Consider the following 15,337-nt stretch of genomic DNA (forward strand, 5'->3'; position numbering starts at 1 on the left):
TACATATGGGCCAGCCGGCCGGGGAGGGATCACCTCCCCGGCCGGGGGCCTCAGGCGGCGGCCTTGGCGGTGAGCGCCACGGTCGCCTGGCGGGTGACGCCGCTGACCGTGACGGCGACCGTCACCTGCCCCGCCCGCAGGGCCGTGATCGTGCCCGTGCCGGGGTCGAGCACGGCCACGTGCCACGGCTTGGCCGTCTGGCGGGTGCCGACGTGCAGGTTGGGCGAGCCCGACCACGTCACCGAGACCGGGTAGGCGGCGGGCACGGCCCGCTCGTCCTGCCGGACGGTCGCCGTGACCGGCGCGGGGGCGCCGACCGCGACGGTCGCGGGCGCGGTCAGGGTCAGCTCGTCCACGTGCGGCCGCACCTGGGTGCCGATCCAGCCGGGCGCGTCGGCGAACCAGTTGCGCCGTACGTGCTCGGCCTCGGCGGGCGTCACGGGGTCCACGCCCCACAACGACCAGCCGGTGAAGCCGCCGTCGTCGGCGGCGGTGGCCGGGTTCTTGCCGGAGTTGCCGTTGATGAAGTACGGCACCGCGTCCACGCGGGAGGCGTTGAACGTGCCCACGTGCGCCCCGATGTAGGCCGCGCCCTTGCCGGTGTCGCGCTGGAAGTCGGCCAGCCAGCCCTCGACCAGCGCGGCCTCCTTCCGCTCGCCGAGCTGGCTGCCCTTGCCCGGCGTGGGGTCGCGCGGCGGCACGTGGAACAGCACGGCGACCGACCCGACGGAGGCGTCCTTGGCCGCCTTGTCGAGCTCGGAGCGGAGCATCGCCACCTGGTCGTAGCCGCCGCCCCGCAGGTTCAGGCGGGAGGTGTCCAGCGTGACGAAGCGGGTGCCCTTGTGGTCGAAGGTGCCGTACGTGTCGCCGAAGACGGCCTTGAAGTTGTCGATCTTGCCGCCCATGACCTCATGGTTGCCGGGGATGTAGTGATATTTCACTTCTCCTCCCAGCTCCTCGTCGAGGATCTTCTTCGCCAGCGCGAAGTCCTCCGGCGACGCCTCGTCCACCAGGTCGCCGTTGATCAGCAGGAAGTCGGGCTTGGCGGCCTTGATCTCCTGGAGCGTGCGGCGGGCGTTCCTGACGATGTCGCTGTCGGGGTTCCTGGCCACGAACTGGGCGTCCGACATGACCGCGAACCGCCAGGGCGCCTTGGCCACGTCCGCCTTGACCACCGGGTCGGCGATCTTGGGCACGGGGGGCGCGGTGATCGACGGCGGCACCTTGGCCACCAGGCCGTCGATCAGGATGTCGTTGGTGTACTTGGCGTCGGCCCTGGTCTCGGCCACGTAGAAGCGCCGGAGCTTGAGCGGGTAGTTGACCCCGGCGGGCACCGGGAACTCGACGTACTGCCAGCCGGTCCACGTCATGTACGGCCCGCGCAGGATCTGCGACTGGCCGAGCGCGTCGTAGAACTCCAGGCTGGGCCACTCCCCCTTGCCGGTGGAGTTGATCCACAACCCGAACGCCTGCGGCTGCCCGTCCACCACGATCTGCTGCGGCGGGCTGGCGTAGGCGGCCCGGGTGGCGGTCGAGGTGGTGAAGTCGTAGGACAGCTTGAGCCCGCCGCCGCTCTGACCGGGCGCGGCCGACAGGGAGCCGGTGGCGCGGGCGGCGGCGAAGGTCCACTTGGCCGCGTCCTCGAAGTCGGCGACCGGCTTGGACTCGAACCCGACGGTCACCGGGACGGCCGTGGTGATCTTGCCGACCTTGGCGGTGATCAGGCCGGAGCCGGTGGCCTGCCGGGCCTTGACGGTGAAGTACCCGTGCTCGGCCGGGGTGACCTCGAACAGGTTCTTGTCGTAGTCGAGCGTCAGGTCGTCCGGCTCGATGGGCGCGGAGTTGCCGTTGGCGTCGTAGCCGACGACGCCGAACGCGGCACTGCCGTCGGCGCCCGAGATGCCGAGCCGGTCGGCCGTCGTACCGAGCCGCTGGAGCGGCTGGAGCACGGTCAGGCCGAGCGTGCCCTTGGCGCCGCCGCGCGAGGCGGTGACGGTGGTCTGGCCGGGCACCAGGGCGTGGAAGCGGCCGTTCCTGATGACGCCGTGCACGGCGGGGTTGGCCCGCCAGGACGGCGTGCCGGCCGCCGGCCCGTACGTCTCGTCGTAGCCGGCGGCGGTCAGCCGCCTGGTCAGGCCGGGGAAGACGCGGTCGGGGCGGCCGCCGGCGACCGGGCCGACGCCGGGCGCCTTGGCCGGGTCGCTCGCGGTCTCCAGCCAGAAGCCCTTCAGCTTGCCGCTGCCCTCGGGCGCGTACAGCGCCAGGCCGTTGGGCACGTGGCGCTCGCCGCCGTCGGAGGGGCTGTTCTCCACCTGCACGGCGGCCGAGCCGGGCTCGCGGGCCAGCATGGTGGAGGAGCCGCCGCCGTCGAGGTTGAGGGCGTTGGCCGCGCCGAGGTCGACCATCATGGCGGCCAGCTCGTTGAGCGTGACGCCACGGCTGTCGGCCTGGCGGCCGTCCACGGTGAGCAGGTACATCTTCCTGCCGTCGGCGGAGAAGCCCACGGCGGTGCGCGGGTGCGCGGCCGGGTCGCTGGAGTTCTGCACGACCCCGTCCTTGACCAGGACGTAGTTGCCGCCGACGGCCGCCTTGACGGTGGAGCCGTCCGACGCCTTCGGCTGGTACTTCACATCGACGCGGTCGCCGGCCTTCAGGGCCGACAGGGCGCTCGCGCCGGCGTCCCGGCCGAGCAGGATCGTGGTCCCGGCGGGGATCGGCCCGGTGCCCGCGGCGGTGCGCACCTCGCTCACCACGCCGTCCACCAGGACGACCTCGGCGACCGAGGAGGCGCCCTCGACGGCGCGGGCCCGGTTGTAGGAGCCCCACAGCGGCGTGAACAGGCCCACGCCGCCGCCCTGCACGATCTGGTTGAACTGGGTGAGCGCGATCGGCGCGCCGCCGGAGGGCGTGGCGGTGCCCTCGAAGTACATCTTGAGCACCCGGCCGAGGCCGTCGCCGGTGACGGCGACCGCGTTGTCGTGCCCGGCGGCCGGCGACTGGACCAGCGTGCCGTCCTGCACGCCGATGCCCTGGGCGGCGCCGGAGTTGTTGATGTCGAAGAAGTCGCCGTTGACCGCCGCCACGGCGTGGGAGCGGCCGGCGGGGCCGGACAGCGGCTCGGTCTTGGTCACCTCGCCGGAGAAGACGTAGTCGGCCTTGGGCCCGCCCTTGGTGCCGCCGAGGTCGGCGGTCACCGCGTCGGCGCGCAGCCAGCCGAGCGCGTCGTAGGTGTCGTACGAGGTCAGCGAGATGCCCGGCGCGACGGGCCGGGTCCTCTTGGCGGTCTCCAGTCGCGGCTGCCCGGCGGTGGCCTGGCTGATCAGCGTGGAGGGCGGCGGGTACGAGGACGCCTTGAGCGCGTCCTCGGCGGGCGGGGTGGGGTCGGCCTGCGCGGGCGCGCTCAAGGCCACCGGCCCTAAGACGAGCGCGGCGGCGGCCAGGAAACGGAGGGTCTGCACGACCGAACTCAATCGTTCGTGGATATAAGTTTCAAGACTTGAGGGTGAACTAAAAGAAAATTTCAGATCTTGTCGCGTCCCCGGCCTGGCCGGACGATGGGACGCGTGGACCGACAGGCGCTCTACCGCGACCCGTACCCGCTCTACGCGCGCGCCCGCGCCGCCCCCGGGCTGACCTTCGTCGAGGAGCTGGACGCCTGGCTCGTGGCCAGGCACGACGACGTCCGCGAGGTGCTGTCCAGGCCCGGCGACTTCTCCTCCAAGGGCGCGCTACGGCCGGACGTGATCCCCGGGCCGCGCGCGTTCGCCGAGCTGGCCGGGGTCCCCGGCGGCGCGCCCGTGGTGCTGAGCACCGACGGCGAGGCCCACCAGCGCTACCGCCGGCCGCTCACCCGGGGCCTGTCGCCCGCCCGGGTGAGCGCCGCGCTGCCGTTCGTCGCCGCCACGGCCGCCGAGCTGGTCGCCGCGTTCGCCAAGGCCGGCGGCGGCGAGTGGATGTCCGCCTACGCCAGGCCGCTGCCGGCCACCGTGATCGGCCACCTGCTCGGCCTGGACCCGGCCGACGTGCCCGCCGCGATCAGGGGCGGCGGCCGGGCCGAGGACCTGCTGTTCACCCCGATGCCCGAGGAGGAGCAGATCGCCGCCGCCCGCGAGGTGGCCGCGCTGCGGCGCCTGCTGGCCGCCCACGCCGACCGCTCCCGCGCCGCCGCGAACCTGACCGGCGAGGTGGTACGCGCCCTCGCGCCCGGCGAGCCGACGGCCGAGCAGCGCGACGAGATCGCCTCCAACGTGGAGAACGTCATGCTGGCCGGGCACCTCACCACGACCGCGCTGCTCGGCTCGGTCGTGCACCGCCTGCTGCGCGACCGGCGCCAGTGGGAGCTGCTGTGCGCGCGCCCGGACGAGCTGATCCCGGCCGCGATCGAGGAGGCCGCCCGGTACGAGTCGCCCGTCCAGGGATTCCGCCGCCGCGTCACCAGGCCGCTCACCCTGGCCGGCACGCCGCTCACGGAGGGCGCGACGGTGTTCGTCTCCTACGCCTCGGCCGGCCGGGACGCCGCCGTGTACGAGCGGCCCGACGACTTCGACATCACCCGGCCGCGCGGCCGTCACCTGGCGTTCGGGCACGGCGTGCACGGCTGCCCCGGCGCGTTCCTGGCCCGCGAGCAGCTTCGGGTGACGCTGGAGCTGCTGGTGGGCGAGCTGCCCGGCCTCCGGCTGGCCCGCCGGGACGTGACCATGGCCGCCACGCTCATCCACCGCGCCCCTGAGGAGCTCCATCTGACCTGGTGAGACGGGTCAGGGTCTCCTCGTAGGCCGGGTCGAGCCAGTAGTCGGAGTGCCAGCGCGCCTCGGGCAGCGGCTCTCCGGGACCGGGCTGGAGCGGGTCCCAGCAGAACCGGTCGACGGTCTGCTCGCCCTCGCCCGCCGGACGGGGGCCGAAGGGATCGACCCGGCGGAAGACCGGACCGCCGATGGGGTCGCTCAGCCGGTAGAGATTGGTCCAGCGGACGGCGTCGCGCATCGCCGACAGGCCGCGGGTGCCGAAGTAGGCGGGGAAGAAGGCGGCGTACAGGCGGCGCAGCGGCGAGCCGTGGGTGAGCAGCCGTACGCGGGGGCGCAGCTCGGGTCTGACCTGGAGCACGAGCGCGGCGGTGAGCACGCTGCCCTGGCTGTGGCCCGACAACACCACCTCCTCGCCGCCGGACCTGGTCAGGGTGTTGATCCGGGCGAGCAGCTCGGGGATGACGCGCTCGGTGTAGCAGGGCGGGGCCAGCGGGTGGATGGCCCGGGGCCAGAACGTCGAGATGTCCCACAGGATGCCGACCGTGCGCCGCAGCCGCGTGTCGCTGTACGTGCGGCGGCCCCGCAGGACCAGGCCGACGACGATCGCCGTCATGGCCCAGCTCCCGACCGAGGCCAGCAGCCCGGCCAGCCCGCCCACCGGGGCGAACAGATGGAACCGGTAGATCACGGTCACCGCGCCGGAACCGGCCGCGCCGATGCCGGTGACCACCGCCAGCACGAGCCCGGCGCGGTCGGTCAGCCCGGCCAGCGCCCACTTCCCGGCCACGTCCCGGTCGTAGGCGCCGTAGTACGGGGTCAGCTTCGGCGTGAGCGCGGCGGCGGCCGACCCGCGGATCAGCCACAACGCGACCGCCACCCCGACGAACCCGGCCACCAGCAGCGGCACCAGCGCGGCCGTCCACCAGACCGGGTCGTCGAGGTAGAGCCGGCGATCGACCGGCCCAGGCTCGGCGACGGAGGCCGGCACGCCGAAGAAGGTGGCGGTCCAGAACATCAGGCCGAGCGCCAGCACGTTCGCGCTGCCGGCCGCCACCATCAGCGTGAACCAGGCGGCCATGCCGTACAGCGCCCGCCGCTCGATCGGGTCGCCCGGCCCGGCCTGCCGGTCCATGCGGGCCAGGACGGTGGTCGCCACCAGGATGAACAGGCCGAGCCCGAGCGTCGTCCCGAACTGGAACGCTCCAAAGCCGAGGCCGGGAAGCTGCCGGCCCGGCAGGGCGGGGGACATCCCGTCCGCGGCCGAGGCGATCGTGGCCACGAAGACCAGCGGCCCGGCCACGCGCAGCACCCGGCAGGCCCGGGTGACCCAGGGCGGCACCGCCTCCACCACGGCCAGCCGCCGGGCGATCGCGGGCAGCACCGCCAGCGCGGCGGCGGCGACCTGGACGGCGACGTTGGCCGCGGTCAGCGCCAGCCCCCGCGCGCTCCCCACGAACGGCCCCGACACGGCCAGCCCGATCGAGCCCAGCGCGAAGGCGACGTGCACGGCCCGCAACCGCCACACGGGCGCGCCGCCGTGCCACAGCCGGGGCTGGGCCAGCAGCGGCCCCGGACGCGACCCGCCGTCGTGCGGCACGCCGGTCTGCTCGTCGCGCTCCCAGGTGCGCCGCGCCAGCCACCACAGCAGCACGACCACCGCGAACGGCGCCAGCGCGGCGACCGCCAGCCGCCGCGACGGCTCGGCCCCCCACAGTTCGCTCATCCAGTGGACCCAGGCGGGCGCGCTCTCGCGGGCGCAGGCCCGGCCGGCCGCGGTGCACTGCCAGCCGATGAGGTCGACGCTCGCCCGGGTGACCGCGCCCACGAGGGTGCCCGTGAGCAGCAGCGCGAACAGGCGTTGCGCCGCCTCCGTCACGTGCCGCAGGCGGGCGCCTCCGGGAGGTCTGGGGAGCATGAAGTAGGACAGGTTGGCCAGGGAGAAGGGCAGCAGGAGCAGCCAGAGCGCGATGGTCCTGCCGCCCGAGGTGAGGCCGCCCCAGGCGTAGGCCTCGCGGTGGCGAGTGCCGGGCACGTCGGCCTGCTCGCCGTCGGGCCGGCCGCCCGGCCACCAGCGCCGGTAGAAGCCGGTGGTGGAGTCCCCGGCGATCTGCCGGGGATGGGGATGGTTGAGGATGCTCGCCGGCGGGGTGCCGGAGACACCGTGCACACGTAGTTCGGTCACGCCTCCGCAGGTGGGGTCCAGGAATCCGTCCATGGGATCAGGATCACGCAAAGTGAATGATTACGCAAAGTAATGGTACGGTCACGTCCGGTCCCGGCCCGCCTGCCCCGCATGGGCCGCGCCCGTACGGGCATGACGATCTACGTGACCGCGATCGGCGACGGCGAGGCGCGGGCCCACTGGATCGACAGGCGAACGGTCATCTGGACGGTGGATCCGTCGCTGACGCACGCGCTGGCCTGCGCCCCCGACGGGGGCATCGGCTGCCGCGACGGCCGCCTGACCGGCGAGACCCGTACCCTCCCGCTCACGCCGGGCACGCCGAGCGCCGGGCAGCGGCGCGCGTGGCCGCACCTGGCCGCCGGCACCGCGCTCACGCTGCGCCCCGAGGACGCCCGGCTGGCGAAGGACGTGCTGCGCGGCCAGGTCGTGGCCGTGGCGCGGGACGCCTCGGGCGCGGTCGCGGCGGCGACGGGCGTGCAGATCCCCGGCGTGCTCGACGACGTCTACGCCGGGGCCGCGGACACCCGGCTCGGGCCGTCCGGACGGCTGCTGCCGCGGCTGGCGCTCTGGGCGCCGACCGCGCGGCGGGTGGAGCTGGTGCTCGGCGGCCGGAGGCACCCGATGCGGCTCGACGAGGAGACCGGCGTGTGGTCGGCCCGCGGCCGGCCCGCCTGGTACGGCAAGGACTACACCTACCTCGTCACCGTCTACTCCCCCGCCGCCGGCCGGGTCGTCACCGGCGAGGTCACCGACCCCTACAGCCTGGCCGCCGCGCCCGATGGGGTGCGCAGCAGGCTGGTGAGCCTGGACGACCCGGCGCTCAAACCGCCCGGCTGGGACCGCCTGGCCAAGCCCGCCCCCGTCCCGCTGGACCGGGCGGTCATCTACGAGCTGCACGTACGCGACTTCTCCGCCTCCGACGCGAGCGTGCCCGAGGAGCTGCGCGGCACGTACGCGGCCTTCTGCCAGGACGGCGAGGGCATGCGCGAGCTGCGCGCGCTGGCCGCGGACGGGCTCACCCACGTGCACCTGCTGCCGGTGTTCGACTTCGCCACGGTCCCCGAGCGCCGGTCCGACAGGACCGAGCCCGGCCTCGACCTGGCCGCCCTGCCGCCCGACTCCGAACGGCAGCAGGAGCGCGTGGCAGCCACCGCGGACCGCGACTCCTTCAACTGGGGTTACGACCCGCTGCACTACACCGTCCCCGAGGGCTCCTACGCGACCGACCCGGACGAGCGGATCAGGGAGTTCCGCGCCATGGTCGCCGCGCTCAACGGGGCCGGGCTGCGCGTGGTCATGGACGTGGTCTACAACCACACCCACTCGGCCGGCGTGCTCGACCCGATCGTGCCCGGCTACTACCACCGCCTGCTGGAGGACGGCTCCCTGGCCACTTCCACCTGCTGCGCCAACACCGCGCCCGAGCACGCCATGATGGGCCGGCTCGTGGTCGACTCGGTGCTCACCTGGGCCAGGCAGTACAAGGTGGACGGTTTCCGCTTCGACCTCATGGGCCACCACCCGAAGGCGAACATCCTGGCCGTACGGGCCGCGCTCGACGCCCTCACCCCCGAGCGCGACGGCGTGGACGGCCGGTCGATCATCCTGTACGGCGAGGGCTGGAGCTTCGGCGAGGTGGCCGGGGACGCCAGGTTCGAGCAGGCCACGCAGGCCAACATGGCCGGCACCGGCATCGGCACGTTCGACGACAGGCTGCGGGACGCGGTGCGCGGCGGCGGCCCGTTCGACGCCGACCCGCGGGTGCAGGGCTTCGGCTCCGGCCTGGCCGGCGCGCCCAACGGCGCCCCCGCCAACGGCACCGAGGAGCAGCAGCGCGAGCGGCTGCGCCATTACGCCGACCTGGTCATGCTCGGCCTGACCGGCAGCCTGCGCGACTACGTGTTGCCCTCGGGTCGCAAGGGCTCGGACGTCGGCCACAACGGCGCCGGCGCGGGCTACGCCGACCGGCCGGCCGACGCGGTCGCCTACGTGGAGGCGCACGACAACGAGACGCTGTTCGACGCGCTGGCCTACAAGCTGCCGGCCCGTACGCCGATGGCCGACCGGGTGCGCATGCAGGTGTTGTCGCTGGCCACGGTGCTGCTGGGGCAGGGGGCGGCGTTCGTGCACGCGGGCGGCGAGCGGCTGCGGTCGAAGTCGCTCGACCGCAACTCCTACGACTCCGGCGACTGGTTCAACCGCCTGCTGTGGGACTGCTCGGCGGGCAACGGGTTCGGCGCGGGCCTGCCGCCGCGGGCCGGCAACGAGGCGGCCTGGCCGTACGCCCGGCCGCTGCTGGCCGATCCGGCGCTGCGTCCCGGCTGCCCGGCGATCAGGGCGGCGCGGGCGGCGTTCGGGGAGCTGCTGCGGATCAGGGCCTCGACGCCGGCGTTCGCGCTCGGGTCGGCGGAGGAGGTACGGCGGCGGTTGTCGTTCCCGGCCGGTGGGGAGGGCGTGATCGTGATGCGCGTGGACACCGCGGGGCTGGACCCGCGCTGGGACGCGGTCGTCGCGGTGCTCAACGCCACCCCCTCCCCCTGTACGCCGCCGGTGGCGGTGCCGCCGGGCCACCGGATCGAGCTCCACCCGGTGCAGGCCGCCTCGGCCGACGAGGTGGTCCGGCGCTCGTCCTTCGACCCGGCGGCCGGCACGGTGACGGTCCCGGCCCGTACGGTCGCGGTTTTCGTCATAAGTAACGAAATTTCCTCAGAAAGCGAATTTCCGGCCCCATAAACCATTAATAGCGATTACGCGATGCCGTGTTCGGCGAGGAATGATCGCATCTCGTGGGGGAATCATTCCCTGTGCAAGATGCCCGATCTCTGGCGTCGACGCGCACGACAGCGCAAACTGGATAGACGGCGATCGCGTGGAGCATGGAGCACCCGTGGACAATCACCTTGATCACATGCCGGTCCTGTCCCGCGGCAGGCATCGTAACCCGAAGCGCGGCGCCTGTTTCATGGAACTGGCGTCCTACCTGGCCGGCGAGCGGTGGAGCGACCATCCGGCCTGCACCCATCCGCTGCTGGCCGCGCTCGCCCGCCTGGTCAACGACAACACCGGCGATGAGAGCCGGGCCGAGCTGGTCGGGCTCGTACCGTCCATCATCGGGCTGGCCGGCGACGACCTGCGGGTCGACGTGCACATCGCGCTGCGCTGCGCGACCACGGCCCTGCCGGTCGCCGCCGCCGAGCGCCAGCTCGCGCTCGCGGTGTCGGTGCTGGCGGCCGAGGAGATGCTGGCCCGGCTCGACGGGGCGCCGTCGGGGCGGATGAGCGAGATGAGCCGCAGGGCGATGGAGCAGGTGCCGCACGCGGCCGAGCAGGCCAGGCGCTTCAGCCGGGCCGCCAAGATCACCGAGAAGGGCTTCCGCCGTTACGCGGCGCCCAACGCGGTGCAGCTCGCCGTCGTCGGCATCGTCCAGGCCTGCGTCAAGGACCCCGACAAGCTGCTGCGCGGGCTGCTGGAGGACGTGATCGCCGACTGCGACGCGCTCATCCGGGGGCCGAGGAGCGCCGAGCCGGCTCCGGTCACGCCGACGCCCGCCAGTCCGGCCCGCGCCTGACCCGCCGACGTCCCCCCGGCGTCCGTACGACGGACGCCGGGGGGACGTCCGTGTTCCCGCCCCTCCGCCCGGCGCTCCCGCGTGCGCGGGTGGTCACGGAGGGGGAAAATCGCTGATCAGGCTAGCCTCTCCTTCGTTGCGGATCATGTCCCGAAGGGCCTAAATTTCGTGACGAATTGTCAGTAAGGGGAGGATTGTCATGACTGTCGAGCTTGCCAGGCCCTTTTCTCCTGAGAAGCATCACCGCCACCGGGACGTCACCGGCGGCTGGTTGCGTCCTGCGGTGTTCGGGGCGATGGACGGGCTGGTCTCGAACGTCGCGCTGATCGCCGGAGTCGTGGGCGCCGCGGGCGCCGGGCGCGGCGCCGTACTCGCGGGGTTCGCGGGCCTGGTCGCGGGGGCGTGCTCGATGGCGGCGGGCGAGTACACCTCGGTACGGTCCCAGACCGAGCTGATGCGGGCCGAGATCGCCGTCGAACGCCGTGAGCTGGCCCGCAACCCCGACGGCGAGCGGGCCGAGCTGGCCGCCCTCTACCGGGCGCGCGGGCTGGACGCCGACCTGGCGCGCCGGGTCGCCGAGGGCCTGTCGGCCGACCCGGAGCAGGCGTTGCGCGTGCACGTGCGCGAGGAACTGGGGGTGGACCCCGACGACCTGCCCTCGCCGTACCTGGCGGCGGGGTCGTCGTTCGTCGCCTTCGCGACGGGGGCGATGGTGCCGCTGGCGCCGTTCCTGTTCGGGGCGTCGGGGTTGTTCCTGGCGCTGGCGCTGAGCGTGGTGGCGCTGTTCGGGTTCGGCGCGGCGGTGGCCGTGATGACGGCGCGGCCGTGGTGGCTGGGCGGCCTGCGCCAGCTCGGCCTGGGCACGGGCGCCGCCGCCGTCACCTTCGGCCTCGGCCACCTGCTCGGCGTCGCCGTCTCCTGACCCCGGCGCCCCGGCCGTGGGCGGCGGTCACGCAGGGCCGCCGGGAGGTCAGGGGCGTCCGGCGGGAGCGGGCAGGCCGAGGTCGAGCCCGCCGCCCCCGCGCAGGGCGGCACGCAGCGCCTTGACCCCCAGGTAGAGCAGGTAGGCGGCGCCGACGACCTTGACCACGGTGAAGGCCATGGCCGAGGCGGCCAGCAGCGCGGCCACGCCGGTGGCGGCGGCCACCACCCAGACCGACACGCCCACGGCGATGCCGACCGCGGCGGCCATGCCATGACCGCGGCCGGACAGCGCCGAACGGCGGACCACGACCGCGAAGTCAGGGCCGGGCGACATCGCGCCGAGCATCACCACACCGCCGAAACCCGCGAACTGCGCCAGAGAGTCATCATGGGGATCACCTTACGAGCCCCCGGCCGCCGGGGATCGAGCTGTCCACGTTCAGGACACCTGCCCGCAGATCCGCCGGGGACGGGTGTGTCACTTCCTGCGGCGCCACTTCTTGAAGATGGTCCGGATCGTCAGCACCAGCACGACGCCGACGATCTGGCCGCCGAGCACGATCCGGTTGACGTCCACGGCCGGACGCCACTGCACGTCGCCGTCCTTGACCACGAACACCCCGGCGGGGGTGGCGCTGTAGCCGAAGCCGCCACCGCCGCCGCTGCCGAGCTCCTCCCCCTTCTCGTCCCGGCCCTGCCCGTGGCCGCCACCGCCGCCGTGGGCGACCCGGGCGACGGGGATGACCAGGACGTCACCGTGGCGGATCGGCTCGCCGAAGACCCGCTTGACGGTGACGACGTCCTTCGACTGCTCCAACAGCTCCTTGATGTCCATGTCACCATCGTTCCCCCGGATCGCCCGCTAGTCGAACGTGGTGGAGATCTCGTGCCAGCCGCCCGGCGCGATCTTCTCCGCCGGCTCCGGCCCCCAGGTGCCCTTCTCGTACGGGAGCGGCCGGTCGGGCAGGTCGAGCAGCCGTCCGACGATCCGCCACGACTCCTCCACCAGGTCGAACCTGGCGAAACGCCGCGGGTCGCCGGTGACGGCGTCGGTCAGGATCCGTTCGTAGGCGGCCTCCATCGGGCCGAGCACCTTGGTGAAGTCGACGCTCACCGGCACCGGGATGGTCCGCTGCCGGCCCGGCTCCTTGGCCAGCACGTCGAAGGTCACCCCGGCGTCGGGCTGCAACCGGAACCTGATGAGGTTGGGCCCCGGCGGCGCGTCGCCGCCCCGGAACATCGTCACCGGCGGCCTGCGCAGCTCGGCGACGATCTCCAGGTCGGTGGTGGGCAGCGCCTTGCCCGAACGGATGCACCAGGGCACGCCCGCCCACCGCCAGCTGTCGATGTAGAGCCGCATGGCGACGAACGTCTCGGTGGTGGAGCCGGGCCGTACGCCGGAGGTGTCGAGGTAGCCGTCGTACTGGCCGCGTACGACGTGGGCCGGGTCGATGGCCTGGACCGCGCGCAGCACCCGCCACTTCTCGTCGAGCTGGGCGCGGGCGTCCATGGACGGCGGCGGGTCCATCGCCAGGATGGCCAGCAGTTGCAGCAGGTGGTTCTGGACCACGTCACGGACCGTGCCGTTGGCGTCGTAGAAGGCGCCCCGGTCGGAGACGTCGAAGTCCTCGGCCATGGTGATCTGCACGCTGCGCACGTAGTTGCGGTTCCACAGGGGTTCGAGCAGCATGTTGGCGAACCGGAACACCATGAGGTCCTCGACCGGCTCCTTGCCCAGGAAGTGGTCGACCCGCCGCAGGTGGTCCTCGTCGAAGTACTTCAGCAGCTCGTCGTTGAGCTTGCGGGCCGAGTCGAGGTCGTGTCCGAACGGCTTCTCCACCACGAGGCTGGCGTCGTGGTTGAGCCCCGCGCCGGCCAGCCCCTCGGCGACGACGGAGAACAACACGGGCGGCACCGCCAGGTAGTGGACGAGGAAGCCCTTGCCCTCGGTCTCCTCCCGCAGCCTGGCGAAGGTGGCCGGGTCGCGGTAGTCCCCCGCCACCAGCCGCAGGTTGCCCGCCAGCTTCTCGAACGCCGCGTCCTGGACGCCGCCGCAGGCCTCGCGGGCGTGCTCGCGCAGCGCGTCGAGGTCCATGTCGGTCTTGGCGACGCCGATGATCGGCAGGTCGAGCCGACCGTCGGCGGTCAGGTGGTAGAGCGCGGGGAGCAGCATCTTGCGCGCGAGGTCGCCGGTGATGCCGAACAGGACCAGCGCGCCGGCCCGCCCCACGTCAGACCTGCCTTCCGCGCAGCTCGCGGTACCTGCGCACGAGCTGTTCGGTCGAGGAGTCGGGGAAGGTCTGCGGCGGCTCCTCGGAGGTGAGCGCGGGCGCCACGTCGAGGGCCATCTTCTTGCCCAGCTCGACGCCCCACTGGTCGAAGGAGTCGACGCCCCAGATCGTGCCCTCGACGAACACGATGTGCTCGTACAGCGCGACGAGCTGCCCCAGCGTGGACGGCGTGAGCTTGGTCACCAGGATCGTCGAGGTCGGCCGGTTGCCCGGCATCACCTTGTGGGGCACGATCTCCGGCGGCGTGCCCTCGACCGCGATCTCCTCGGCGGTCTTGCCGAACGCCAGCGCGGAGGTCTGGGCGAGCAGGTTGGCGGTGAGCTGGTCGTGCATGCCCTCGCGGTCCTCGAACGGCTCGGCGAAGCCGATGAAGTCGGCGGGGACGAGCCGGGTGCCCTGGTGCAGGAGCTGGTAGAAGGCGTGCTGGCCGTTGGTGCCCGGCTCGCCCCAGAAGATCTCACCCGTCGGGACGGTCACCGGGGAGCCGTCGGCGCGTACCGACTTGCCGTTGGACTCCATGGTGAGCTGCTGGAGGTAGGCCGGGAAGCGGTGCAGCCGCTGGCTGTAGGGCAGCACGGCGCGGGTCTCGGCGCCGAAGAAGTCGGTGTACCAGATGCCGAGCAGGGCCATCAGGACCGGCATGTTGGCGTCGAAGGGCGCGGTGCGGAAGTGCTGGTCCATGGCGTGGAAGCCGGCCAGCATCTCGCGGAACCGCTCGGGCCCGACCGCGATCATCAGGGACAGGCCGATGGCGCCGTCGTAGGAGTAGCGGCCGCCCACCCAGTCCCAGAAGCCGAACATGTTGTCGGTGTCGATGCCGAACTCGGCGACCTTCTCGGCGTTGGTGGAGACGGCCACGAAGTGCTTGGAGACGGCCTCCTCGCCCAGCGCCTCGACCAGCCATCGGCGGGCGACCCTGGCGTTGGTCAGCGTCTCCAGCGTGGTGAAGGTCTTGGACGCGACCACGAACAGCGTCGTGGCGGGGTCGAGGCCGCGCAGGTTGCCGAGGATGTCGGCGGGGTCGATGTTGGAGACGAACCTGGCCTCGATGCCGGCGTCCACGTAGTCGCGCAGCGCCTCGTACGCCATGGCCGGGCCGAGGTCGGAGCCGCCGATGCCGATGTTGACGACGGTCCTGATCGGCTGCCCGGTGGCGCCCTTCCACTCCTTGGACCTGACACGGTCGGAGAAGGCGCTCATCTTGTCGAGCACGGCGTGCACGTCGGCCACGACGTCCTGGCCGTCCACGACGAGCTCGGCGTTCTCCCGCATGCGCAGCGCGACGTGCAGGACGGCGCGGTCCTCGCTCACGTTGATGTGCTCGCCGCCGAACATCGCGCCGACGCGCTCGCGCAGGCCCGCCCGCTCGGCCAGGGCCACCAGCAGGTCGATCGTCTCCTGGGTGGCGCGGTGCTTGGCGTAGTCGAGGTAGAGGTCCCCGGCGCTCACCGTCATCCGCCCGGCCCTGCCCGGGTCCTCCGCGAACAGCTCACGAAGCTGCTTTCCCGCCAGCTCCTCGTGATGCTTGCCCAGAGCCGCCCACTCCTGGCTCTGGCTGATGTCGCCGTTCACCGCTTCCTCCTCATGTCTCGTCAAACCTGATCACATCGTCCCGCACTCGCGG

10 protein-coding genes are annotated in these 15,337 nt (G+C 73.0%); 4 read left to right on the top strand and 6 right to left on the bottom strand.

What is annotated here, in order from left to right:
* Window positions 1-50: 50 nt before the first annotated feature.
* Complete coding sequence (locus DMB42_RS25835; RefSeq protein ID WP_260477939.1) at window positions 51-3,458, bottom strand: phosphodiester glycosidase family protein; 3,408 nt, start codon at window positions 3,456-3,458, stop codon at window positions 51-53.
* A gap of 105 nt (window positions 3,459-3,563) precedes the next feature.
* Here DMB42_RS25835 and DMB42_RS25840 point away from each other — a divergent pair, with 105 nt between their 5' ends.
* Window positions 3,564-4,751 (top strand): cytochrome P450, encoded by a 1,188-nt coding sequence (locus DMB42_RS25840; protein WP_260477940.1) that lies wholly within the window; start codon window positions 3,564-3,566, stop codon window positions 4,749-4,751.
* Here DMB42_RS25840 and DMB42_RS25845 read toward each other — a convergent pair.
* A complete protein-coding gene (locus DMB42_RS25845; protein WP_125637586.1) occupies window positions 4,711-6,960 on the bottom strand; it encodes a hypothetical protein in 2,250 nt (749 codons plus the stop codon). The genes DMB42_RS25840 and DMB42_RS25845 overlap by 41 nt on opposite strands.
* 39 nt (window positions 6,961-6,999) lie before the next feature.
* On the opposite strand from DMB42_RS25845, the gene pulA reads away from it, so the two are divergent.
* From pulA to DMB42_RS25860, 3 genes are all read left to right on the top strand, one after another.
* Window positions 7,000-9,663 carry a pullulanase-type alpha-1,6-glucosidase gene (pulA, locus tag DMB42_RS25850; protein WP_125637587.1) on the top strand — a complete coding sequence of 888 codons (2,664 nt, stop codon included), beginning with the start codon at window positions 7,000-7,002 and terminating at the stop codon, window positions 9,661-9,663.
* Between the two features lie 154 nt (window positions 9,664-9,817).
* On the top strand, window positions 9,818-10,498 hold the full coding sequence (locus DMB42_RS25855; protein WP_260477941.1) for a hypothetical protein: 681 nt from the start codon (window positions 9,818-9,820) through the stop codon (window positions 10,496-10,498).
* A gap of 199 nt (window positions 10,499-10,697) precedes the next feature.
* Window positions 10,698-11,420 (top strand): VIT1/CCC1 transporter family protein, encoded by a 723-nt coding sequence (locus DMB42_RS25860; RefSeq protein WP_125637588.1) that lies wholly within the window; start codon window positions 10,698-10,700, stop codon window positions 11,418-11,420.
* A gap of 48 nt (window positions 11,421-11,468) precedes the next feature.
* On the opposite strand, the gene DMB42_RS25865 is transcribed toward DMB42_RS25860, so the two are convergent.
* The 4 genes from DMB42_RS25865 to pgi form a co-directional block, all read right to left on the bottom strand.
* Window positions 11,469-11,756, bottom strand: a complete 288-nt coding sequence (locus DMB42_RS25865) for a LysE family transporter (RefSeq protein WP_260477942.1) — start codon at window positions 11,754-11,756, stop codon at window positions 11,469-11,471.
* A gap of 144 nt (window positions 11,757-11,900) precedes the next feature.
* Entirely contained in the window at window positions 11,901-12,257 is a 357-nt protein-coding gene (locus DMB42_RS25870; protein WP_125637589.1) for a spore germination protein GerW family protein, read from the bottom strand.
* Window positions 12,258-12,284: 27 nt separating this feature from the next.
* Window positions 12,285-13,652: a glucose-6-phosphate dehydrogenase gene (zwf, locus tag DMB42_RS25875; protein WP_125637590.1), complete on the bottom strand. Its 1,368-nt coding sequence runs from the start codon at window positions 13,650-13,652 to the stop codon at window positions 12,285-12,287.
* Between the two features lies 1 nt (window position 13,653).
* The gene (gene pgi / locus DMB42_RS25880) at window positions 13,654-15,285 is read right to left on the bottom strand and encodes a glucose-6-phosphate isomerase (RefSeq protein ID WP_125637591.1); all 1,632 of its coding nucleotides are present in this window, start codon (window positions 15,283-15,285) and stop codon (window positions 13,654-13,656) included.
* Between the last annotated feature and the right edge of the window lie 52 nt (window positions 15,286-15,337).

This window comes from Nonomuraea sp. WAC 01424 (assembly GCF_003947315.1).
GTDB classification, from domain to species: domain Bacteria; phylum Actinomycetota; class Actinomycetes; order Streptosporangiales; family Streptosporangiaceae; genus Nonomuraea; species Nonomuraea spiralis.

What these genes read in the sequence shown, in the direction of transcription:
- DMB42_RS25860 (WP_125637588.1), top strand. Translation starts at nt 10,698, where the DNA reads ATGACTGTCGAGCTTGCCAGGCCCTTTTCTCCTGAGAAGCATCACCGC.
- DMB42_RS25845 (WP_125637586.1), bottom strand. Translation starts at nt 6,960, where the DNA reads ATGGACGGATTCCTGGACCCCACCTGCGGAGGCGTGACCGAACTACGT.
- DMB42_RS25870 (WP_125637589.1), bottom strand. Translation starts at nt 12,257, where the DNA reads ATGGACATCAAGGAGCTGTTGGAGCAGTCGAAGGACGTCGTCACCGTC.
- DMB42_RS25865 (WP_260477942.1), bottom strand. Translation starts at nt 11,756, where the DNA reads ATGTCGCCCGGCCCTGACTTCGCGGTCGTGGTCCGCCGTTCGGCGCTG.
- pulA (WP_125637587.1), top strand. Translation starts at nt 7,000, where the DNA reads ATGGTACGGTCACGTCCGGTCCCGGCCCGCCTGCCCCGCATGGGCCGC.